At 70.3% G+C, this 21,213-nt stretch carries 14 protein-coding genes and 1 pseudogene; 8 read left to right on the top strand and 7 right to left on the bottom strand.

Annotated elements, in window-relative coordinates:
- From gyrA to dnaA, 7 genes and pseudogenes are all read right to left on the bottom strand, one after another.
- On the bottom strand, positions 1 to 2,484 hold a 2,484-nt coding region (gyrA, locus tag LZ495_RS42750), incomplete at its 3' end, for a DNA gyrase subunit A (protein ID WP_235058670.1).
- 142 nt (positions 2,485 to 2,626) lie between these two features.
- Positions 2,627 to 4,669 carry a DNA topoisomerase (ATP-hydrolyzing) subunit B gene (gyrB, locus tag LZ495_RS42745; protein ID WP_235058674.1) on the bottom strand — a complete coding sequence of 681 codons (2,043 nt, stop codon included), beginning with the start codon at positions 4,667 to 4,669 and terminating at the stop codon, positions 2,627 to 2,629.
- Positions 4,670 to 5,179: 510 nt separating this feature from the next.
- On the bottom strand, positions 5,180 to 5,710 hold the full coding sequence (locus LZ495_RS42740) for a DciA family protein (protein WP_235058669.1): 531 nt from the start codon (positions 5,708 to 5,710) through the stop codon (positions 5,180 to 5,182).
- The gene (gene recF, locus LZ495_RS42735; RefSeq protein ID WP_235058667.1) at positions 5,707 to 6,837 is read right to left on the bottom strand and encodes a DNA replication/repair protein RecF; all 1,131 of its coding nucleotides are present in this window, start codon (positions 6,835 to 6,837) and stop codon (positions 5,707 to 5,709) included. The genes LZ495_RS42740 and recF overlap by 4 nt, the downstream gene beginning before the upstream one ends.
- 84 nt (positions 6,838 to 6,921) lie before the next feature.
- On the bottom strand, positions 6,922 to 7,797 hold the full coding sequence (gene gnd / locus LZ495_RS42730) for a phosphogluconate dehydrogenase (NAD(+)-dependent, decarboxylating) (protein WP_235058666.1): 876 nt from the start codon (positions 7,795 to 7,797) through the stop codon (positions 6,922 to 6,924).
- A gap of 197 nt (positions 7,798 to 7,994) precedes the next feature.
- Positions 7,995 to 9,125 (bottom strand): DNA polymerase III subunit beta, encoded by a 1,131-nt coding sequence (gene dnaN / locus LZ495_RS42725; protein WP_235058665.1) that lies wholly within the window; start codon positions 9,123 to 9,125, stop codon positions 7,995 to 7,997.
- Between the two features lie 1,094 nt (positions 9,126 to 10,219).
- Positions 10,220 to 11,329, bottom strand: a pseudogene (gene dnaA / locus LZ495_RS45485) (chromosomal replication initiator protein DnaA); the annotation flags it as partial.
- A 1,575-nt stretch (positions 11,330 to 12,904) separates the two neighbouring features.
- Here dnaA and rpmH point away from each other — a divergent pair.
- The 8 genes from rpmH to LZ495_RS42680 all read left to right on the top strand — a co-directional run bounded on the left by rpmH (position 12,905) and on the right by LZ495_RS42680 (position 19,170).
- Positions 12,905 to 13,042 (top strand): 50S ribosomal protein L34, encoded by a 138-nt coding sequence (gene rpmH, locus LZ495_RS42715; RefSeq protein WP_010849920.1) that lies wholly within the window; start codon positions 12,905 to 12,907, stop codon positions 13,040 to 13,042.
- A gap of 28 nt (positions 13,043 to 13,070) precedes the next feature.
- Positions 13,071 to 13,517, top strand: coding sequence for a ribonuclease P protein component (gene rnpA / locus LZ495_RS42710; RefSeq protein ID WP_235058664.1), 447 nt, complete (start codon positions 13,071 to 13,073; stop codon positions 13,515 to 13,517).
- Entirely contained in the window at positions 13,514 to 13,846 is a 333-nt protein-coding gene (gene yidD / locus LZ495_RS42705; RefSeq protein WP_235058663.1) for a membrane protein insertion efficiency factor YidD, read from the top strand. Before rnpA ends, yidD begins: the two co-directional genes overlap by 4 nt.
- 2 nt (positions 13,847 to 13,848) lie before the next feature.
- The gene (yidC, locus tag LZ495_RS42700; protein ID WP_235058662.1) at positions 13,849 to 15,009 is read left to right on the top strand and encodes a membrane protein insertase YidC; all 1,161 of its coding nucleotides are present in this window, start codon (positions 13,849 to 13,851) and stop codon (positions 15,007 to 15,009) included.
- Positions 15,010 to 15,100: 91 nt separating this feature from the next.
- The gene (locus LZ495_RS42695) at positions 15,101 to 15,652 is read left to right on the top strand and encodes a Jag family protein (protein WP_372498726.1); all 552 of its coding nucleotides are present in this window, start codon (positions 15,101 to 15,103) and stop codon (positions 15,650 to 15,652) included.
- A gap of 115 nt (positions 15,653 to 15,767) precedes the next feature.
- A complete protein-coding gene (gene rsmG, locus LZ495_RS42690; protein WP_235058661.1) occupies positions 15,768 to 16,598 on the top strand; it encodes a 16S rRNA (guanine(527)-N(7))-methyltransferase RsmG in 831 nt (276 codons plus the stop codon).
- Positions 16,599 to 16,939: 341 nt separating this feature from the next.
- Positions 16,940 to 18,007, top strand: a complete 1,068-nt coding sequence (locus LZ495_RS42685) for a ParA family protein (protein ID WP_372498725.1) — start codon at positions 16,940 to 16,942, stop codon at positions 18,005 to 18,007.
- Positions 18,004 to 19,170, top strand: coding sequence for a ParB/RepB/Spo0J family partition protein (locus LZ495_RS42680; RefSeq protein WP_235058660.1), 1,167 nt, complete (start codon positions 18,004 to 18,006; stop codon positions 19,168 to 19,170). Before LZ495_RS42685 ends, LZ495_RS42680 begins: the two co-directional genes overlap by 4 nt.
- Positions 19,171 to 21,213 lie beyond the last annotated feature (2,043 nt).

The raw sequence follows: 21,213 nt of genomic DNA, 5'->3' as shown, positions 1-21,213 counted from the left end.
GTCGCCCTCGGGCTCCGGCTCGGCGTTGCGCGCGATGCCGACGACCGCATCGCCCTTACCCAGGTTGATCAGTTGCACGCCCATCGTGTCACGCCCGGTGTCGCGAACCTCGGATACGCGGGTGCGGATCACACCGCCGCCGAGCGTGATGGCCAGGATTTCATCCGTTACGTCCACCACCAGGGCGCCGACCAGCGAACCGCGGTCCTCGACGATCTTGGCTGCCTTGATGCCCAGACCGCCGCGGCCCTGAACGCGGTACTCGTCCACGCTGGTCCGCTTGGCGTAGCCGCCGTCGGTCGCGGTGAAGACGAACGTTCCTTCCCGGACCACGCTCATCGACAGGAGCTCGTCGCCCTCGCGGAAGCTCATGCCCTTCACCCCGGAGGTGGCCCGGCCCATCGGCCGCAGCGCCTCGTCGGTCGCGGTGAAGCGGATCGACTGCGCCTTGCGGCTGACCAGCAGCAGGTCGTCCTCGGCGGAGACCAGTTCGGCGGCGATCAGCTCGTCGTCGGCACCGGCCTCGTCGGCCCGCAGGTTGATGGCGATGACGCCCGCGCTGCGGTTGGTGTCGTACTCCTTGAGCGCGGTCTTCTTCACCAGGCCGGCCTTGGTGGCCAGGATCAGGTACGGCGCCACCTCGTAGTCGCGCAGGTCGAGGACCTGGGCGATCTTCTCGTCCGGCTGGAAGGCGAGCAGGTTGGCGACGTGCTGGCCGCGCGCGTCCCGGCCGGTGTCGGGCAGCTCGTACGCCTTGGCGCGGTACACCCGGCCCTTGTTCGTGAAGAACAGGATCCAGTGGTGGGTGGTCGTCACGAAGAAGTGGTCGACGATGTCGTCCTGCTTCAGCTGCGCGCCGCGCACGCCCTTGCCGCCGCGCTTCTGCGAGCGGTACAGGTCGGTGCGGGTGCGCTTGACGTACCCGCCGCGCGTGATGGTGACGACGATGTCCTCTTCGGCGATGAGGTCCTCGATGGACATGTCGCCGTCGAACGGGATGAGCTGGCTGCGCCGGTCGTCGCCGTACTTCTCGACGATCGCGGCGAGTTCCTCGCTGATGATCTGCCGCTGCCGCTCGGGCGAGGCCAGGATCGCGTTGTACTCCGCGATCTTCGCCATCAGCTCGTCGTACTCGGCGGTGATCTTCTGCCGCTCCAGGGCCGCGAGGCGGCGGAGCTGCATCTCGAGGATCGCGTTGGCCTGGATCTCGTCGATCTCCAGCAGGCCCATGAGGCCGCTGCGCGCCTCCTCGACCGTGGCCGAGGCCCGGATGAGCGCGATGACCTCGTCGATCGCGTCGAGCGCCTTGAGCAGCGCGGTGAGGATGTGGGCGCGCTCCTCGGCCTTGCGCAGCCGGAAGCGCGTGCGCCGGACGATGACCTCGACCTGGTGCTCGACCCAGTAGCGGATGAACGCGTCGAGCGAGAGGGTGCGCGGCACGCCGTCGACCAGCGCGAGCATGTTCGCGCCGAAGGTGTCCTGCAGCTGGGTGTGCTTGTACAGGTTGTTCAGCACGACCTTGGCGACCGCATCGCGCTTGAGCACGATGACCAGGCGCTGGCCGGTGCGCGAGCTGGTCTCGTCGCGCACGTCGGCGATGCCCTGGATGCGGCCGTCCTTGACCAGCTCGGCGATCTTGAGCGCCAGGTTGTCCGGGTTGACCTGGTACGGGAGTTCCGTGACGACCAGGCACTGCCGGTTGTTGATCTCCTCGACCTCGACCACCGCGCGCATGGTGATCGAGCCGCGGCCGGTGCGGTACGCGTCCTCGATGCCGCGCCGGCCGACGATGACCGCGCCGGTCGGGAAGTCCGGGCCCTTGATGCGCTCGATGAGGGCTTCGAGGAGCTCCTCGTGCGAGACCTCGGGGTTCTCCAGGTACCACTGCACGCCCGACGCGACCTCGCGCAGGTTGTGCGGCGGGATGTTGGTGGCCATGCCGACCGCGATGCCCGCGGAGCCGTTGACCAGGAGGTTCGGGAAGCGCGCGGGCAGGACCTCGGGCTCCTGCTGGCGGCCGTCGTAGTTCGGGCCGAAATCGACGGTGTCCTCGTCGATGTCCCGCATCATCTCCATGGCCAGCGGGGCCATGCGGCACTCGGTGTAGCGCATCGCGGCCGCGGGGTCGTTGCCCGGCGAGCCGAAGTTGCCGTTGCCGTCGACCAGCGGCATGCGCAGCGACCAGGTCTGCGCGAGGCGCACGACGGTGTCGTAGATCGAGGTGTCGCCGTGCGGGTGGTACGAGCCCATCACGTCGCCGACGACGCGGGCGCACTTGTAGTAGCCCTTCTCAGGGCGGTAGCCGCCGTCGTACATCGCGTACAGCACGCGGCGGTGCACCGGCTTGAGGCCGTCGCGGACCTCGGGGAGTGCGCGCCCGACGATCACGCTCATCGCGTAGTCGAGGTACGAGCGCTGCATCTCCGTCTCGAGTTCGACCTCCTCGATGCGGTCGGTCGTGGGAGGGGGAGTCGCGTCGACCATCTCTGGTCCGGTTCCTTTCGCACTGCGGCGTGCCGCGTTCGGATGTTCAAGGGTGGGTACGCCGCGTGACCTGTCGAGGCGTCAGACGGATGCGGAGGACGAACCGGTTGCACGCCGGCCGGAATTGCCGGCGCAGACCGGGTCAGATGTCCAGGAAGCGCACGTCCTTGGCATTGCGCTGGATGAACGAGCGGCGGGCCTCGACGTCCTCGCCCATCAGGGTCGAGAAGAGGTCGTCGGCACGGGCTGCGTCTTCGAGGGTCACCTGCAGCAGCACACGGTGCTCGGTGTCCATGGTGGTAACCCGCAGCTCCTCGGCGTTCATCTCGCCGAGGCCCTTGAAGCGCTGGATCGCGTCGTCCTTGGGCAGCTTGCGGCCGGCTTCGCGGCCGATCTGCAGGAACGCGTCGCGCTCGCGGTCGGAGTAGGCGTACTGGATGTCGTCCTTGCCCCACTTGATCTTGTACAGCGGGGGCTGCGCGAGGTACACGTGGCCGGCCTCGACCAGCGGGCGCATGAAGCGGAACAGCAGGGTGAGCAGCAGGGTGCGGATGTGCTGGCCGTCGACGTCGGCGTCGGCCATCAGCACGATCTTGTGGTACCGCAGCTTCTCGATGTCGAAGTCGTCGTGGATGCCGGTGCCGAACGCCGAGATCAGCGCCTGCACCTCGGTGTTCTGCAGCACCCGGTCGATGCGCGCCTTCTCGACGTTCAGGATCTTGCCGCGGATCGGCAGGATGGCCTGGAACATCGGGTTGCGGCCGGACTTGGCGGAGCCGCCCGCCGAGTCGCCCTCGACGATGAAGATCTCGCACTTGGTCGGGTCGTTGCTCTGGCAGTCGGACAGCTTGCCGGGCAGCGACGCGGTCTCCAGGAGGCCCTTGCGCCGGGTCAGGTCGCGGGCCTTGCGGGCCGCGACGCGCGCGGTGGCGGCCTGGATCGACTTGCGCACGATGTCCGCGGCCTCGACCGGGTTGCGGTCGAACCAGTCCTGGAGCTGCTCGTTGGTCACCTTCTGGACGAACGTCTTCGCCTCGGTGTTGCCGAGCTTGTCCTTGGTCTGGCCCTCGAACTGCGGCTCGGCGAGCTTGACCGAGATGATCGCGGTCAGACCCTCGCGGATGTCCTCGCCGGAGAGGTTGTCGTCCTTCTCCTTGAGCAGCTTCTTGTCGCGCGCGTAGCGGTTGACCCACGAGGTCAGCGCAGAGCGGAAGCCCTCTTCGTGGGTGCCGCCGCCGTGCGTGTGGATGGTGTTGGCGAAGCTGTACACGCCCTCGGTGTACTGCGAGTTCCACTGCATCGCGATCTCGACGGAGATCTTGCGCTCGGTGTCCTCGGCCTCGAAGTCGATGACCGACTTGTGGATCGGCTCGCCCTTGCGCGAGTTGAGGTACCGGACGAAGTCCGAGATGCCGCCTTCGTAGTGGTACGTGATGGAACGCTGCTTCTCGTCCTCGTCCAGGTGGTCCGGCCGCTCGTCGGTGAGGACGATGGTCAGGCCCTTGTTGAGGAACGCCATCTCCTGGAAGCGGCGGGCCAGCGTCTCGAAGGAGTACGTGGTGGTCTCGAAGACGTCCGGGTCGGCCCAGAACGTGACGACCGTGCCGGTCTCCTCGGTCGCCTCGTGCTTGGCCAGCGGCTCGACCGGGACGCCGAGCTTGTAGTCCTGGGTCCAGCGGTAGCCGTCCCGGCGGATCTCCACCGAGAGCCGCGTGGACAGCGCGTTGACGACCGAGACGCCGACGCCGTGCAGACCGCCGGAGACCGAGTAGCCGCCGCCGCCGAACTTGCCGCCCGCGTGCAGGACGGTGAGCACGACCTCGACCGCGGGGCGCTTCTCCACCGGGTGGATGTCGACCGGGATGCCGCGGCCGAAGTCCTTCACCGCGACGCCGCCGTCGGGGAGGAGGGTGATCTCGATCTTGTCGTTGTAGCCGGCCATCGCCTCGTCGACCGCGTTGTCCACGACTTCCTGGACAAGGTGGTGCAGACCGCGCTCGCCCGTGGAGCCGATGTACATGCCCGGGCGCTTCCGGACCGCGTCGAGCCCCTCCAGCACCTGGATGTTGCTCGCGTCGTACGAGTTGCCGTTCGATGAGGGCGCCCCGCTGCCGGACTGCTCGGCCACGTCATTCTCCTTGGGGTTGCCGGGGTCGGCCACGAAGCGCCCTTTCTGGCACAGCACGGCTCCCTGCCCTGGGAGCACGGTCGGAGGGACCATGCGACCCGGCACATGGCCGGGTCGGAGTCACCCCGGGCACGGAGCCGCGGAAGTCGACACTGGATCCGCCGAAGCGGGATTGCCTCCATAGTCTACCGGTCCGAGCGACACAAAGACCGGTTACCAAGGCCCCTGAGTTCGCGTGTGGCGGACTGGCGGACCTTTCCACAAGTCCCCCCATGGGAGAGGGGGGTTTTCGGGGTTCTCATGGCCGCTGACGCGCGCGGAGAGGCATCCGTCATGACAGGGTGTCAGGCCGGTGCGACAGTCGGTCGTGACCCGTCCGCCCCTGTGTGCGAGGCGGCCGTACAAGCCCACTGGACGCGCACCCGGGGGAGGCACCTATGTCGAGGGGCGCGGCCCGGCCGGCGGACGGCCGCGAGGCGGCGGGGTCGCACCGGACCGGGCGGGCAGGCCGTGCGACGACCGCCGTCGGCGTCGCCGCGCTCCCTGTCCTCCGCGGTGCCGCGCGGTTCAGGAGCCCGCGCTCCACCGGCCGCGCTTGCGTTCGCCGGCCGGCCCGCGCACCTCGATATAGGTGACGGTGCCGTCGCCCAGCTCCTGGTTGATGCGGGCCAGCAGCTTCGGTGCCAGCCAGCGCACGTGCGTCGCGTAGTTGTCCGAGTCGGTGCGCACGATCAGACGCCCCTCGTCGAACTTCTCCGGCGTGCAGTGCGCCGCGATGCCGGGGCCCACGATGTCGGTCCACCGGCCCATCACGCCGTGCACCGCGGCCGGGGTCTGCCAGCCGCGTTCCGCGATCATGCGGCCCATGACCCGCCGCAGCGGCTGCGGGTCGCGGTCGTCGGGGCCCGAACCGCTGCGCCGCAGGCCGCGCCGCCCGTCGCGGCGCTCCTGCTGCTTCTCGAAGTTGTTGCGGGCCTGCGCGCGCGCCTGCATCAGCGCAGCGCGCGCGAGGTCGATGCCCTTCTTCTCCCCACCGGCGCCCCCGCCTGTGGACAACTCGGCGGCGGGCGGCCCGCTTTCGGCCGGCCGGTCGGTCATGCCGTCCTCCGCACCTCGCCGGCCGACACGGCGTACCGCGCACCGGCCAGCGCACCCGGCACGTCCTCGGCGACCGCCGCGGTCACCAGCACCTGCTCGCCGGGCGCGACCAGTTCGGCCAGGCGTTCGCGGCGGCGCGCGTCCAACTCGGCGAAGACGTCGTCGAGGATGAGCACCGGTTCGCCGCCGTCCGCCCGGAGCAGTTCGTACGACGCCAGCCGCAGCGCCAGCGCGTACGACCACGATTCGCCGTGGCTGGCATAGCCCTTCGCGGGCAGCGGGCCCAGCTTGAGCAGGACGTCGTCGCGGTGCGGGCCGACCAGCGTCACCCCGCGCTCGATCTCGCTCGGGCGCTGCTGCTCGATGGCGGCCATCAGGGCGTCGTGGATCGCGCGGCGGTCCGCGGGCAGCGGTTCGTCGCCGATCGAACTGCGGTACTCGAGCTGCGTGGGGCCGCCGCCCGAGGACAGCTCGTCGTACGCCTTGTCCACCAACGGCTGCAGCGCGCCGGTCAGTTCCAGGCGCGCCGCGGTCAACTCCGCTCCCGCCACCGCGAGATGCGAGTCCCATACGTCCAGCGTCGCCAGCGAGGCGTTGCGGCCGCCTGCGCGCCGGGCCATCGCCGCGGTGCGCAGGAGCGTGTTGCGCTGCTTGAGGACGCGGTCGTAGTCCTGCCGCACGCCGAGCATGCGCGGCGCCCGCGCGGTGAGGAGTTCGTCGAGGAAGCGCCGCCGCTCGCCCGGGTCGCCCTTGACCAGCGCCAGGTCCTCGGGGGCGAACAGCACGGTCCGCAGCAGGCCGAGGATTTCGCGCGGCCGCGGGACGGGGGAGCGGTTGATGCGGGCGCGGTTCGCCTTGCCCGGGTTGATCTCCAACTCGGCCAGCGTGGCCCGGCCGTCGCGCACGATGCTGCCGCGCACATAAGCGCGTTCGGCACCGAGGCGCACCAGCGGGGCGTCGTTGGCGACCCGGTGGCTGCTCAGCGTGGCCAGGTAGCCGACCGCTTCGACCAGGTTGGTCTTGCCCTGTCCGTTCGGTCCCACGAAAGCGGTGACGCCGGGGTCGAGCGGAACCTCGACCCCGGCGTACGACCGGAAGTCCGCGAGCGAAAGGTGCGCGACGTGCATGGCTGGCGATGCGGCGCGCGGCGCGCCGTCCTCCCCTCGCTGTGGACTTGCCTGTGGACCTGTGGATATCTCCGGAGCCGCTTGCTACTTCGACTCGACCGCGTGGCCGCCGAACTGGTTGCGCAGCGCGGCCACCATCTTCATCGAGGGCGAGTCGTCCTGGCGCGAGGCGAACCGGGCGAACAGCGATGCGGTGATCGCGGGCAGCGGCACCGCCAGGTCGATCGCCGCCTCCACCGTCCACCGGCCCTCGCCGGAGTCCTGTGCATAACCCTTGAGCTTGTCGAGGTGCTCGTCGTCGTCGAGGGCCCGGACCGCGAGGTCGAGCAGCCACGACTTGATGACGGTGCCCTCCTGCCAGCTGCGGAAGACCTCACGGACGTCGGTGACCTCGTCGGACGCCTCGAGCAGCTCCCAGCCTTCGGCGAAGGCCTGCATCATCGCGTACTCGATGCCGTTGTGGACCATCTTGGCGAAGTGCCCCGCGCCGATCTTGCCGGCGTGCACGAAGCCGAAGTCGCCCTCGGGCTTGAGCGCGTCGAAGACCGGCTGGACCTTGGCGACGTCCGCCTCGGCACCGCCGCACATGAGCGCGTAGCCGTTCTGCAGACCCCACACGCCGCCGCTGACACCGCAGTCGACGAAGCCGATGCCCTTCTCGCCGAGCTTCTTGCCGTGCGCGATGTCGTCCGTCCAGCGGGAGTTGCCGCCGTCCACCACGACATCGCCGGGGGAGAGGAGGTCGGCCAGCTCGTCGATGGTCGAGGCGGTGGCAGCGCCGGCCGGCACCATCACCCACACGACGCGCGGGGCGGCGAGGGTGTCCACAAGCGCCTTGAGGCTGTCCACATCCGCGACATCCGGGTTGCGGTCGTACCCGACGACCGTGTGGCCTGCGCGGCGGATCCGCTCGCGCATGTTGCCGCCCATCTTGCCGAGACCGACAAGCCCAAGCTCCATGACCTGCATCCTTACGTTCGCTGCCCTGATGCCGATGGGTTACGGCACCGTGTTCTGGTGCCCCTTGTGGGGGACTTCAGACATCGGTGTGCCGGGGTGGCCGCCGGAGAGGTCCCCGGACGGGCCAGAACGCGCCCCGCAGACCGCGGCATTCCCGCCGCGGTCCGTGGGCGCGTCCTCTCGGATCACGTCAGCGCTCAGCCGGAAAGCCGGACCGGCATGATCAAGTAGCGGTACTCGTCGGTGGCCTCGGCATCCATGTCGGGCTTGCCGGTCATCACCGCGGGCTTGGTGGAGGTCGTGAAGGACAGCTGCGCGACCGGGGAGTCGATCGCGCTGAGGCCGTCCAGCAGGAACGCCGGGTTGAAGGCGATGGAGATCTCGTCGCCCTGCAGGTTGGCTTCCAGCGCCTCGGAGGCCTGCGCCTCGTCGCCGGAGCCGGCTTCCAAAACCAGGCGGCCGTCGCTGAAGCTGAGCCGCACCGGGGTGTTGCGCTCGGCGACCAGCGACACGCGCTTCACGGCGTCCACGAAGGGCGCGGTCTCGACGGTCGCGACGGTGGCCGACTCGCCGGGGAACAGCGCGCGGTACTTGGGGAATTCGCCTTCGAGCAGGCGGGTGGTGGTGCGGCGCCCGGAGCCCTCGAAGCCGATCATGCCCTCGCCGAGCTTGTCGCCGGCCAGCGCGATCTGGATGCTGTCGCCGCTGGTGAGCGCCTTGGCGGTGTCGTTCAGGGTCTTCGCCGGGACGAGCGCGATCGAGGACAGGCCGGGCTGGTCCGGCTTCCACAGGAACTCGCGGACGGCCAGCCGGTAGCGGTCGGTCGCGGCAAGCGTGACGGTGTCGCCCTCGATCTCGATGCGCACACCCGTGAGCATCGGCAGGGTGTCGTCGCGGCCGGCCGCGATGGCGACCTGGGCGACCGCAGCTGCGAAGACGTCGCCGGCGACGGAGCCCGCCGCGGTGGGCATCTCGGGCAGCGCCGGGTAGTCCTCCACCGGCAGGGTCGGCAGCGTGAAGCGGGCACTGCCGCACACGACCGCGACCTTTGCACCGTCTGTGGAAACCTCGACCGGCCGGTTCGGCAGGCTGCGGCAGATGTCGGCGAGCAGGCGGCCGGAGACGAGGATGCGGCCCGCGTCCTCGATCTCGGCGTCGATGCCCACGCGTGCCGAGACTTCGTAGTCGAAGCTCGACAGCGTCAGGGTCCCCTCGGCGGCCTCCAGGAGCAGGCCGGCCAGGACGGGGACGGCGGGCCTGGCCGGGAGGCTCCGGGCGGTCCACGCCACCGCGTCCGCCAGAACGTCACGCTCGACCCGGAACTTCACCGGTCACCGCCTCCTGCTGCTGCCTGGTGTGTGGCACTTGTGTGGCATCTGTGGGCACTGCTGTCCGGCCGCCGGGGCCGGAGCTTCGATCGGCTCTCGGGGCCCGGTCGGCCCTGCTGCCGCCACACAGTCTGACGCACCGCGCCGACAGCCCGCTCGCACCCCTCTCGATGCCGCGATCCACAGCTCGGCGCCCACCCCACCTTTAGACGATCAATCCCAGGGTTATCTAGGTAGTCGTAGTAGTAGGGGGTGTGGATACCGTGGATAACCCCTGTATGCGCAGGTCAGCAGGGATTTTTTGTCCACTTCGGGGCTGTGGGTGACCGGTGGACAAACCCCGTTCCGCTGTGGATGCCGGAAACCGCTCCACAGGCCGTCCCCAGTCTTACCCCCACTTGTCCCCACGCAATCCCCAGGTTTCCCCGGCCTTGTCCCCAGAGTTTTCCGAGTCCCGCGAACTTTGCATTCACTGGATCGGGTGAAAGGGCCTCTTCTGTGGACAGATCCGTGGACAACTTGGGGACAACCCGGCCGATCCGGTGGACAGCCGGTGGACAACCGGGGGAGCGGAGCGGTGGACGACCGGGCCCGGAAAGTTGTCCACAGAGTGTGGACAGTCGGGATGCACAGTTCCCCAGGCAGTTGACCAGGCTGTTCGATCCGGCCATACCCAGCCCCTGTGGGTAACCGGGGTGGTCCCCAGTGTTCCCCACGGTGTGGACGGCGAAATTCGGGCCGATCCGTGGAAAACTCGGCTCTTCGGGGCCTGGTGAGACGAAGGTCACACAAACGCTGCCTGGTTGGCCGCGCGTGTCGATGTTTCAGATACGCGAAAGATATCCGTTTCTTCCGTTTTCTCGACGGTGATGCGAGCCGGCACCCGGTCCGTTGGTCGTCCTGGCCGCCGATCGGGCGGTTTTCCCCCGCTGCCGGGCGCCCTCTGCGCGCCGGTGTGGACACAGCTGTGGACTGTGCTGTGGACAACTTCTACGGCAGCCCTCTGACATGCGAAAAGCCCGCCCCCGGATGGGGACGGGCCGTCCTGTGCGGCGCTGCGCGGCTCCCGGACGCGGTGAAGTCCGGTGCGGCGTTCAGCTCTTGATGCGCGTCGTCAATTCGTTCACCTGGTTGTAGATGGACCGGCGCTCGGCCATCAGCGAGCGGATCTTGCGGTCCGCGTGCATCACCGTGGTGTGGTCGCGGCCGCCGAACTGCGCGCCGATCTTGGGCAGCGACAGATCGGTGAGCTCACGGCACAGGTACATCGCGATCTGCCGGGCGGTGACCAGCACGCGGCTGCGCGAGGTGCCGCACAGGTCCTCCACCGACAGCCCGAAGTACGAGGCGGTGTGCGCCATGATCGTGCCGGCCGTGATCTCCGGGCCCGCGCTGTCCGGGATCAGGTCCTTGAGCACGATCTCGGTGAGCTGCAGGTCGACCGGCTGCCGGTTGAGGCTGGCGAACGCGGTGACCCGGATCAGCGCGCCTTCGAGCTCGCGGATGTTCCGGGAGATCTTGCTGGCGATGTACTCCAGGACGTCCGGCGGCGCGTTGAGGCCCTCCTGGATCGCCTTCTTGCGCAGGATCGCGATCCGGGTCTCCAGCTCGGGCGGCTGGACGTCGGTGATGAGGCCCCATTCGAACCGGTTGCGCAGCCGGTCCTCGAGGGTGACCAGCTGCTTCGGCGGCCGGTCCGACGAGATGACGATCTGCTTGTTCGCGTTGTGCAGCGTGTTGAAGGTGTGGAAGAACTCTTCCTGGGTCTGCTCTTTCGTCTCCAGGAACTGGATGTCGTCGACGAGCAGGACGTCCACGTCGCGGTAGCGGCGCCGGAAGCCGTCGGCCTTGCCGTCCCGGATCGAGTTGATGAACTCGTTGGTGAACTCCTCCGAGCTCACGTACCGGACCCGGGTGCCGGGGTAGAGGCTGCGCGCGTAGTGCCCGATGGCATGCAGCAAGTGGGTCTTGCCCAGCCCGGACTCGCCGTAGATGAACAGCGGGTTGTACGCCTTGGCCGGGGCCTCGGCGACGGCCACCGCGGCGGCGTGCGCGAACCGGTTGCTGGACCCGATGACGAACGTCTCGAAGAGGTACTTCGGGTTCAGCCGGGCGGCCGGCTCGTTCTCCTTGCCGGTGGATGCCTGCTCGCGGCCGGTCCCGGCGGCCTCGCGCCCGGTTCCGGGACGCGGTGCCGGCCGCGATTGCGGGGGCGGCATTCTGTCGCCGGATCCATGAGTCGAATTGTCCACAAAGTTGTGGACAGCGGGTGTGGAAAACCCGCCCGGTGCGCTGATCAGATCATCACGACCGGTGAAAAGCGTGCCTTCTTCGGTCGCAATCGAAACCGGCGGGGAAATCTTCTTGTCGGAAGAAGAGCCGCCCGATCCGGAATCGGAGTTCGGCGGCATTTGCGCCGGCACCGCATCGCCCGAATGTCCGCCGGAATGCCCCGCTGTATGCCCCGCTACATGCCCCGGCGTGTGCTCGCCGTCGTGGCCGCCCGGACCGCGGTGGTCCTCGCTGCCGAACTGGCCCGGGCGGTACGGCGTGTCGCCGCCGTACCGGTGCTCCTGTGCGTACGGGTCCTGCGGGTAGCGGCCTGGCCCGGCGTACCGGTCGCCCGGGTAGCCCTGGTCGTACTGCTCGCGGCGGTCCTGCTGGCTCCGCGGGTCGCGCGGGTCCCGGGGATCGCGCGAGCCGTGCCCGTCGCGGCCGTCGCGCGCCTCGCGGGGATCACGCTGGTCCCGCTGGTCCTGCGGCTGGGGATAGCGCGGGGCGCCGAAGCGGTCCTGCCCGTAGTCCTGCCCGTAGTCCTGGTTATAGGGGTCCGCGCCGTAGGGCTCGGGGCGGTAGGGCTGCTGGCCGTAGGACTCCGCGCCGTACTGCTCCGACGCGTACGGGTCCTGCGGGTAGCGCTCCTGCTGGCCCGGCTGCCCGTGCTGGCCATGCGGGGTGTGTTGCCCGTGCTGGCCGCCGTGCTGGCCGTGCTGCGCGCCGTACGGCTCCTGGCCATAGGGCTGCTGGGGATAGCCGTCCGAGCCGTAGGAGTCCGCTGCGTACTGCTGCTGCGGCGGCTGGCCGTACGGCCCGCCCTCGTCGGCGCCCGGCTCCACGGTGACCGCAAAGGTGACCGCGCGCCCGAAGCTCTGGCTGAGGGTGTCGGTGACCAGGCCCCGCAGTCGCCCGTCGAGCACCTGCTTGGCGAACTCGTTGGGGGCGGCCAGCAGCACGGTGTCCGAGATGAGGGCGAGCGGCTGGGTGCGCTGCAGCCAGCCCTTGTCCTTCGCCTCCACGCTGTCGTCCGTGGCGAGTCGTTCCAGGAACCGTGCCCAGACTGCGGCGAGGTCGCTGGTGATGTCAGCCACGGTGCACGCTCTTTCTTGCGTCGGTTCGGGGCGTGGGACCGATCGGGCGGCCGATCGGAAGAGGCGTCACCGGGACGGGGACGACGGTAAGCAGAACCCACCACGGTAGTCGTCCGGGAGGGCTCGGCTCAACCCGTTGTCCACAGGCTGTGAATACGGCGTCTTCGCAGCTAGAGGGCGTACACTGCGGCCGGGAACGCGCTCGGGGGCGGCTCCGGGGACACCCGCCTGGTGGCGGCCGCGCATCCCCCATTTGACCGCAGCGGGCGTTCGTACGTACCGTGAGCCGGTCTAGTTGTCGACGACCGCTGCCGCATGTCCGTAAACACGAGCTGACTGCATGTTGCGGACGTACGGTGATGGCCGGCGGCTCAATCCGCCAGCCTCCGAATCAAATTCTGGAGCCCCCGAGTGAGCAAGCGCACCTTCCAGCCGAACAACCGTCGCCGGGCGAAGACCCACGGGTTCCGGCTGCGCATGCGCACCCGCGCCGGCCGCGCCATCCTGGCTGCCCGCCGCCGCAAGGGTCGCGCCGAGCTGTCCGCCTGACCTACGTGCGGAGAGGAGTCGGTTCACCGTGCTCCCTCCCGCCAACCGGCTGAGGCGTCGCGACGAGTTCGCGGTCGCGGTCCGGCGCGGCCGCCGTGCCGGACGACCGCTGCTCGTTGTCCACATCGCGCAGCCACGCAGTGCCACGGACCCGCACGCGTCCGCGGGGGAGACCCCGCCGCCGCGTGCGGGTTTCGTCGTGAGCAAGGCCGTGGGCGCCGCAGTGGTGCGCAACCGGGTCAAGCGGCGGCTTCGCCACCTGGTCCGGGACCGGCTGGCCGGGCTGCCGCCAGGTAGCCTGGTCGTGGTCCGTGCCCTGCCGCCGGCGGCCGATGCGGAGTACTCCGAACTGGCTGCCGACCTCGATGCGGCACTGGGCCGACTGCTCGGTCGTTCCAAGGACACACAGGCGGCAGCCGTGCCGCCGGGTGACGCCACGGCCCGCACAGGGTCCCAGCCAGGGGCGAGGCCATGAAGTACCTGCTCATGGGGCTCATCAGGCTCTACCAGTGGACGATCAGTCCGATGCTGGGGCCGGTGTGCCGCTTCTACCCGAGCTGTTCGCGCTACGGGTACGAGGCGATCTCGACGCACGGTTCGATCAAGGGCACGTACTTGACCGTGTGGCGCATCCTGCGCTGCAACCCCTGGAATTCCGGCGGAGTCGATTTCGTGCCGCCGCGTACCCGCCGCCCCTGGCGTCTCCGGTCCTCCGGGGCAGCTTCCGAGGCGCAGAAGACCTCTCGTACCGACTGCAGCGCCGACCACGTGCACGGTACGCACACCATCGCCCGAGGAGCCTGACCGTGGGGCTACTTAACCCCCTCTACGACGCCGTTTCCTGGATCATCGTCCAGTTCCACAAGCTGTTCAGCCCGATCTTCGGCAAGGACAGCGGGTGGGCCTGGGGCCTCTCCATCGTCTGCCTGGTGGTGCTGATCCGGATCTGTCTGATCCCGCTGTTCGTGAAGCAGATCCGGGCCACCCGGAACATGCAGATCCTGCAGCCGAAGATCAAAGAGATCCAGAACCGCTACAAGAACGACAAAGAGCGCCAGTCCCAGGAGATGATGAAGCTCTACAAGGAAACGGGGACGAACCCGCTTTCGAGCTGTCTCCCCATCCTTGTGCAGATGCCGTTCTTCTTCGCGCTCTTCCACGTGCTCAACCGCGTGTCGCAGGGCCGGACGGTCGGCGTCCTGACCCAGGACCTGGTCGACTCCGCGAAGAACGCGCACATCTTCGGTGCTCCGCTGGCCGCCAAGTTCACCGACTCGGCCGCCAAGATCGCCAGCCTCGATGCGGACCTCACCACGGTGCGCATCGTCACGGTCGTGATGATCCTGCTGATGTCGGCGTCGCAGTTCATCACGCAGCGCCAGCTGATGGTGAAGAACACCGACCCTGCTGCCATGGCGTCGAACCCGTTCGCGCAGCAGCAGAAGATCCTGATGTACGTCTTCCCGATCATGTTCGCCGTCTTCGGCGTCAACTTCCCGGTCGGTGTGCTCCTCTACTGGCTGACCACCAACATCTGGACCATGGGTCAGCAGCTGTACGTCATCCAGCGCAACCCCACCCCGGGCAGCCTGGCGTTCCAGGCCCGCCAGGAGCGGCTGGCCGAGAAGGCGAAGAAGAAGGGCAAGGTCCTCACCCCCGAGGGCAAGGTCGTCGACGCCGCCGAGTACGAGGCCAAGCTCGCCGAGGAGAAGGAGCGCGCCGCCAAGCGCACCCAGCCTTCCCGGACCACCAAGGCCAAGCGCAAGACCGGCGGCGGCACGCAGGGCCAGCCCGCGCAGCGTCCCGCGGTGAAGGGCTCCACGGCCCGGACGCCTCCGTCCGGCAGCAACGGCTCGGCCGCTGCCGAGGAAGGCAGCGACGCCGCCGAGCGGGAGGCGGGCAACCGCCCGCGTTCGCCGCGCAACCAGGCGCAGAGCCGCAAGAACCAGGGACGCAAGAAGTCCTGACCGGCCGCCGGTCGGCAGCATGGGCCCGTCCCGGCCCCGCCGACCGGCGCCGCCGGCCCCCGGAAGACCCGAAGCGTTAAGGAGTACCCCTGTGACGGAAGGCACGACCCCCGCCGTCGACACCCCCGCGACGCCGCGGCGCATCACCCTGACCGCGGAGGACATCAGCCGTCTGGAGCAGGAGGGCGAGATCGCGGCCGACTACCTGGAGGCGCTGCTCGACATCGCCGACCTGGACGGCGACATCGACATGGACGTCGAAGGCGGCCGTGCCTCGGTGTCCGTGATCGCAGCCGAGGATGCCGACCCTGCGGCGGGCGACCTGAACCGGCTCGTGGGCCGCGAGGGCGAGGTCCTGGAGGCCCTGCAGGAGCTGACCCGCCTCGCGGTGCACCGCGAGACCGGCGAGCGCAGCCGCCTCATGCTCGACATCGCGGGCTTCCGGGCGAAGCGCCGCCAGGACCTGGCCCGGCTGGCCGGCGAGGCCGTCGAGCAGGTCAAGGAGACCGGCGAGCCGGTGAAGATGAAGCCGATGACGCCGTTCGAGCGCAAGGTGGTGCACGACACGGTCGCGGAGGCCGGTCTGCGCAGCGAGTCCGAGGGCGAAGAGCCGCAGCGCTGCGTCGTCGTGCTGCCCGCCTGACCTCGGGCACCGGGACCGCCTCGTGCGGTCCGGCAGGACAAGTCGATCGAATCCGTGGCCGCGGCCCCGCCTGTGAAAGGGCGGGGCCGTGACCGTTCCTGGGAAGATGTTTCACGTGGAACACGAGACAGCAGGTGACCGGGGCCGTGAGCCCGAGAGCCGCGCGTCGGATCCGCGGGCCGGGTCGGGGGCGGCGGGCGAGGCCGGCAGCGAGCCCCGCCGGGCACCCGAGGCGCCGCCCGAGGCGGCCCGGCTCTTCGGGGCCGGTCTGGACCTGGCGGTGCAGTACGCCGACATCCTGGCCGATGCCGGGGTGCGCCGCGGGCTGATCGGTCCGCGTGAGGTCGAGCGCCTCTGGGAGCGCCATCTCCTCAACTGCGGTGTGCTGGCCGAACTGGTGCCCGAGGGCGCCGTGGTGCACGACGTGGGCTCGGGCGGGGGACTGCCCGGCATCCCGCTCGCACTGGTCCGTCCGGACCTGCACATCACGCTGGTCGAGCCGCTGCTCCGGCGCACCACGTTCCTCGACGAGGTGGTGCGCGAACTCGGCCTGACGCACGTCGAGGTGCTGCGCGGCCGGGCCGAAGAGGTGCGCGGCAGCATCGAGTCCGACGTGGTCACCGCCCGCGCCGTCGCACCGCTGTCCCGGCTGGCCGGCTGGGGGCTGCCGCTGCTGCGCTCGGGCGGCGAGATGCTGGCACTGAAGGGCGACACCGCGGCCGCCGAACTCCAGGAGTCCGAGGCGGACCTGCGCAAGCTGGGTGCCGTCGAGTGGGACGTGGTCCAGGTCGGGTCCGGCATCGTGGATCCGCTCACCACGGTCGTACGCGTCCGAATGGGTGAAGTGCAGCGTCCGCCTGCCCGCGGCTCGCGCAAGGCCGCCAGGAGTGCCCGCAGCGGGGCCAAGGGCCCGGCGCGGGGCGGGCGTTCGGGTCGCCGGGGCTGATCCGCAGGTACCGTACGCCGGTTCGGCTGCGTTTCGGTTGCGACCGGAGTCGTCTGGTGCTTGCCGATCGCTGATCCGTTACGCCGGATATGTGACTGATGTTGTCAGTGCCCGGTGTGTCGCGAAGGTTCTTCGTGAGCACGCCGGGCATCGTGTTTCACGTGAAACGACGCCCGTGGAAGCTCCGGTGGGCAACTGCTCTTGCGGCTGCCCCGGAAGCCCCGAAGATCCAGCAGGTTCCCACCTCGCGCCCGGAGACCGCCTCGAACATGGCAGGCTCTGAGGATGCCGGCGGAGCGCGTGGCTCCGCCGGGGTTCCGGCAGCAGAGGAGAGTGGACCGTTGTCGTCCGACGTCACCGCCCCGGGGCAGGGCGGGCTGGCCGGGGGAGCCCTGCCCACTCAGCCGCACGGGGGCTTCCACGACACGCCCGCCGACCCCGTACCGGGGCCGCGCGATCCCTTCCTGTCCGGTCCGTCCGCAACCGATCCGGGGACCGTTTCACGTGAAACCGAACCCGAGTTGGTGGACGACACCCCGATCGCCCGGGCCGCCCGCCAGGCGGTCGAGACCAGCCGGGCCGCCGCCGAGGGGCTGCCGCGGCCGGCGGCCACCCGCGTGATGGTGGTGGCGAACCAGAAGGGCGGGGTCGGCAAGACCACGTCGACGGTCAACCTGGCCGCCGCCCTCGCCCTGCACGGCGCCCGCGTGCTCGTGGTCGACCTCGACCCGCAGGGCAACGCGTCCACCGCGCTGGGGATAGACCACCACGCCAGCGTGCCGTCCATCTACGACGTACTCGTCGAGGGCAAGGACCTGGCCGAGGTCGTGCAGCCGGTGGTCGACGTGGAAGGGCTCTTCTGCGCACCGGCCACCATCGACCTGGCCGGTGCCGAGATCGAACTGGTCTCGCTGGTGGCCCGGGAGAGCCGCCTGCAGCGCGCCATCGACGGCTACGAGCAGCCGCTCGACTACATCCTCATCGACTGCCCGCCGTCCCTCGGCCTGCTCACCGTGAACGCTCTGGTGGCCGGTCGCGAGGTGGTCATCCCGATCCAGTGCGAGTACTACGCGCTGGAGGGCCTGGGCCAACTCCTGCGCAACGTCGAGCTGGTGCGCGGCCACCTCAACCCGCAGCTGCACGTCTCCACGATCCTGCTGACCATGTACGACGCACGCACCCGTTTGGCCTCCCAGGTCGCCCAGGAGGTGCGTGACCACTTCGCCGCCGAGGTGTTGAACACGTCGATCCCGCGTTCCGTGCGGATCTCCGAGGCGCCCAGCTACGGGCAGACGGTGATGACCTACGATCCGGGATCGAGTGGTGCCTTGTCGTATCTTGAGGCGGCCCGCGAGATCGCGCTTCGCGGGATCGCCGCGGAAACGGCGGAAGCGAAGGGGGCACAGTGAACGAGCGTCGCAGGGGTCTGGGTCGGGGGCTCGGTTCGCTGATCCCGGCCGGCGGGAACACGGCGGCGCTGACCAAGCCGCTGCCGGAGCCGGCTGCGCCGGAGGCCACGGCCACGTCGTGGCCGGTGGTCCTCCCGGACCACACCGCGCCGGCGGCCACCGGGCTGGGCGCCCGGAAGCTGCTCGACGGGCGCGCGACCGAGGCACCGGCGGAGGTGCCCGCAGCGGAGGCCGACGCGCCGACATCGGCCGGGACCGTCGACGGGGCGTGGTTCGCGGAGCTGCCGATCGGCGCGATCACGCCGAACCCGCGGCAGCCGCGTGACTACTTCGACGAGGAGGCGCTCGCCGAACTCGTCCACTCCATCAAGGAGGTCGGGCTCCTCCAGCCGATCGTCGTGCGCCAGGTCGAGGCCGAGCGCTACGAGCTGATCATGGGCGAGCGGCGCTGGCGCGCGTCGCAGGAGGCCGGCCTCGAGGTCATCCCCGCGATCGTGCGGGCCACCGAGGACGACAAGCTCCTCCTGGACGCGCTCCTGGAGAACCTGCACCGCTCGGAGCTCAACGCGATCGAAGAGGCGGCGGCGTACGACCAGCTGCTGAAGGACTTCGGCTGCACGCAGGACGAACTGGCCGACCGCATCGGGCGCTCCCGCCCGCAGGTGACCAACACGCTGCGGCTGCTGCGGCTGCCGCCCGAGGTCCAGGTGAAGATCCAGGCGGGCACACTGTCCGCCGGGCACGCCCGGGCCTTGCTCGGCCTCCGCGACGCCGAGGCGCAGATCGAGCTGGCCGAGCGGATCATCCGCGAGGGGCTGTCCGTGCGCTCGGTCGAAGAGATCGTGCACATGCGCAAGTTCGACGAGGAGCAGAACGGCGCCACGCCCGCCAAGCAGCGCCCTGCACCGCGCATGGGCAAGCGGGTCTCGCCGGCGCTCAACGAACTCGCGAACCGCCTCAAGGACCGCTTCGAGACGAGCGTGAGCGTCGACCTCGGGCAGAAGAAGGGCAAGATCGTCGTCGAGTTCGCCTCCATCGAGGACCTCGAACGCATCCTCGCGGTGATGGCCCCGGGGGAGAGCAAGATCCTCGCGAACCGCCTGGCGCCACAGGCGGACGTGCCGGCCCAGGGCAGCGCGGAAACCGCCGAACCCGTGCGCTGAGCGCTGCCGCGCCGGAGCAGCAAGAAGCCGAAGGCCCCGCGGACATAGTCCGACGGGGCCTTCGGCTTCATGCGTTTCACGTGAAACGAAGACGCCTCCGGAGGGCGCGAGGAGGAGCAAAGCCAGGCAACAGAGAAGGCGTTGCGCGGCGCCGCATCACCCCCGCCAGACCCGCGATGCGCACCCGGGCGACCCGCTGTGAAACGGCGACGTCTCCGGGGGTGCGAGGAGGAGCAGGGCCAGGCGACCGAGAGGGCGTTGCGCGGCGCTGCATCACCCCCCGCCAGACGCGCTACGCGCACCCGGACGACCCACGGTCCACGAGAAACGTGCCGTGCCGCTTGCCCCTGCGCCGCCGCGCGGGAGCTCGACCCCGCACTGTCGTGGTTTCACGTGAAACGGAGGCGTTTACGGCTGGACCGGCGCGTGCGGGAGGGCCAGCTCGGAACGCTTGTGGTTTCACGTGAAACAGCGGCACGCGCGGCTGAACCTATGCGTGCACGCGGGAGGTCGGCCTGCAGGAGGCAGTCACCGTGAGGTGAAGCGACGAGCGAGGCGCTCGGCGCGAGGGAGGCGGCGAGGGGAGCCGAGGGGGCGAGACGAAGGGCGCATGCGGCAGGGGAGGGACGGCATGCCGAGCGGAGGCGAAGAGGCGAGGAAGGAAGGCCGTGAGGAGAACAAAGCCAGGCGGTCGAGACGGCGTTGCGCGGCCCCGGATCGCGCCCTGTCAGATCTGCTCCGCGCACGCGGGCGACCCCGTGGTTTCACGTGAAACAGAGGCAGTCGCGCCACGCGTGCGCGAGGGCAGCCCGCCGAAGGCAGCCACGGCGAGGCAACGTGACGGGTGAGAGGCGACGAGGTGGACGGGTACGAGCCGCGAGCGGAGATGAGGCGAAGCGAAGGGAGTGCCAGGGACCGTCGCGGCTCCACAGGCCCCGCCCCGCATCGCACCGCCCCGCATCAGCGCCGCCCCGCCCCGCCCCGCCCCGCATCGCGCCGCCACGGCGAGGCGACGTGACGGGCGAGGCGAAGCGGTGGACGGGAACGGGCCGCGAGGGGAGATGAGGCGAAGCGAAGGGAGTGTCGGGGACCGTCGCGGCTCCACAGGCCCCGCCCCGCGCCGCCCCGCGCCGCCCCGCATCGCGCCACATCGCCCCGCGCCGCCCTGCGCCGCACCGCCACGGTGAGGCGACGTGACGGGTGAGGCGAAGCGGCGGACGGGAACGGGCCGCGGGGGGAGATGAGGCGAAGCGAAGGGAGTGCCAGGGACCGTCACGGCCCCACGTGCCCCGCCCCGCCTCACCCCGCCTCACCCCGCCCCGCGCCGCGCCGCGCCGCCACGGCGAGGCGACGTGACGGGTGAGGCGAAGAGGCGGGCAGGGAGGGGCCACGAGGTGAGGCGAGGCGAAGGGGCAGGGGACCGGCGTGGCTCCACACGCCCTGCCCGCCCCGCACCACCCCGCACCACCCCGCGCCGCACTGTCCCGCGCCTTCCCGCCTCATCCCGCCCCGCGCCCCGCGCCCCGCGCCCCGCGCCGCGCCTTCCTGCCTCACACCGCCTCGCACCGCCTCGCACCGCCCCGCCCCGCACCGCCCCGCGCTGGCCCGCCCCGCGCTGGCCCGTGCCGCGCCGTGCCGCCCCGCGCCGCGCCTTCCTGCCTCGCACCGCCCCGCCTCGCACCGCCCCGTGCCGCGCCTTCCGGTGCGCCTTCCTACCTCGCCTCGCACCGCCCCGTGCCGTGCCGCCTCGTCCCGCGCCGCGGCGCCTCACCCCGTCCCGCGCCGCCGCCGCACCGCGCCGCAGCGACGCCGCCGTGTGGGAGGGCGAGCCTCGGACCGTGCGTCGTGGGTTCACGTGAAGCGGAGGCGCTCGGGGCTGGAGTTCATGAGTGCGGGAGGGTGGCCAGCTGGAGGCAGGTGGGGTGGGGACGTTCCTGGGCGAGGCGCAGTGACGAACGAGGCGAGCGGCGGACAGAGGAGGGTGGCGGGGGAGGCGAGGCGAAGGGAGCGCGGGTGGACCGTCGTGGTTCCACGTGAAACGGT

Origin of the sequence: Yinghuangia soli (assembly GCF_021502675.1) — a bacterium.
In the GTDB taxonomy this organism is placed as follows: Bacteria; Actinomycetota; Actinomycetes; order Streptomycetales; family Streptomycetaceae; genus Yinghuangia; species Yinghuangia soli.
Note: the sequence above shows the minus strand (reverse complement) of the source record. Positions and strands in the feature narration are given on the sequence as shown.

What these genes read in the sequence shown, in the direction of transcription:
- LZ495_RS42740 (WP_235058669.1), bottom strand. Translation starts at nt 5,710, where the DNA reads ATGACCGACCGGCCGGCCGAAAGCGGGCCGCCCGCCGCCGAGTTGTCC.
- gnd (WP_235058666.1), bottom strand. Translation starts at nt 7,797, where the DNA reads ATGGAGCTTGGGCTTGTCGGTCTCGGCAAGATGGGCGGCAACATGCGC.
- yidD (WP_235058663.1), top strand. Translation starts at nt 13,514, where the DNA reads ATGAAGTACCTGCTCATGGGGCTCATCAGGCTCTACCAGTGGACGATC.
- recF (WP_235058667.1), bottom strand. Translation starts at nt 6,837, where the DNA reads ATGCACGTCGCGCACCTTTCGCTCGCGGACTTCCGGTCGTACGCCGGG.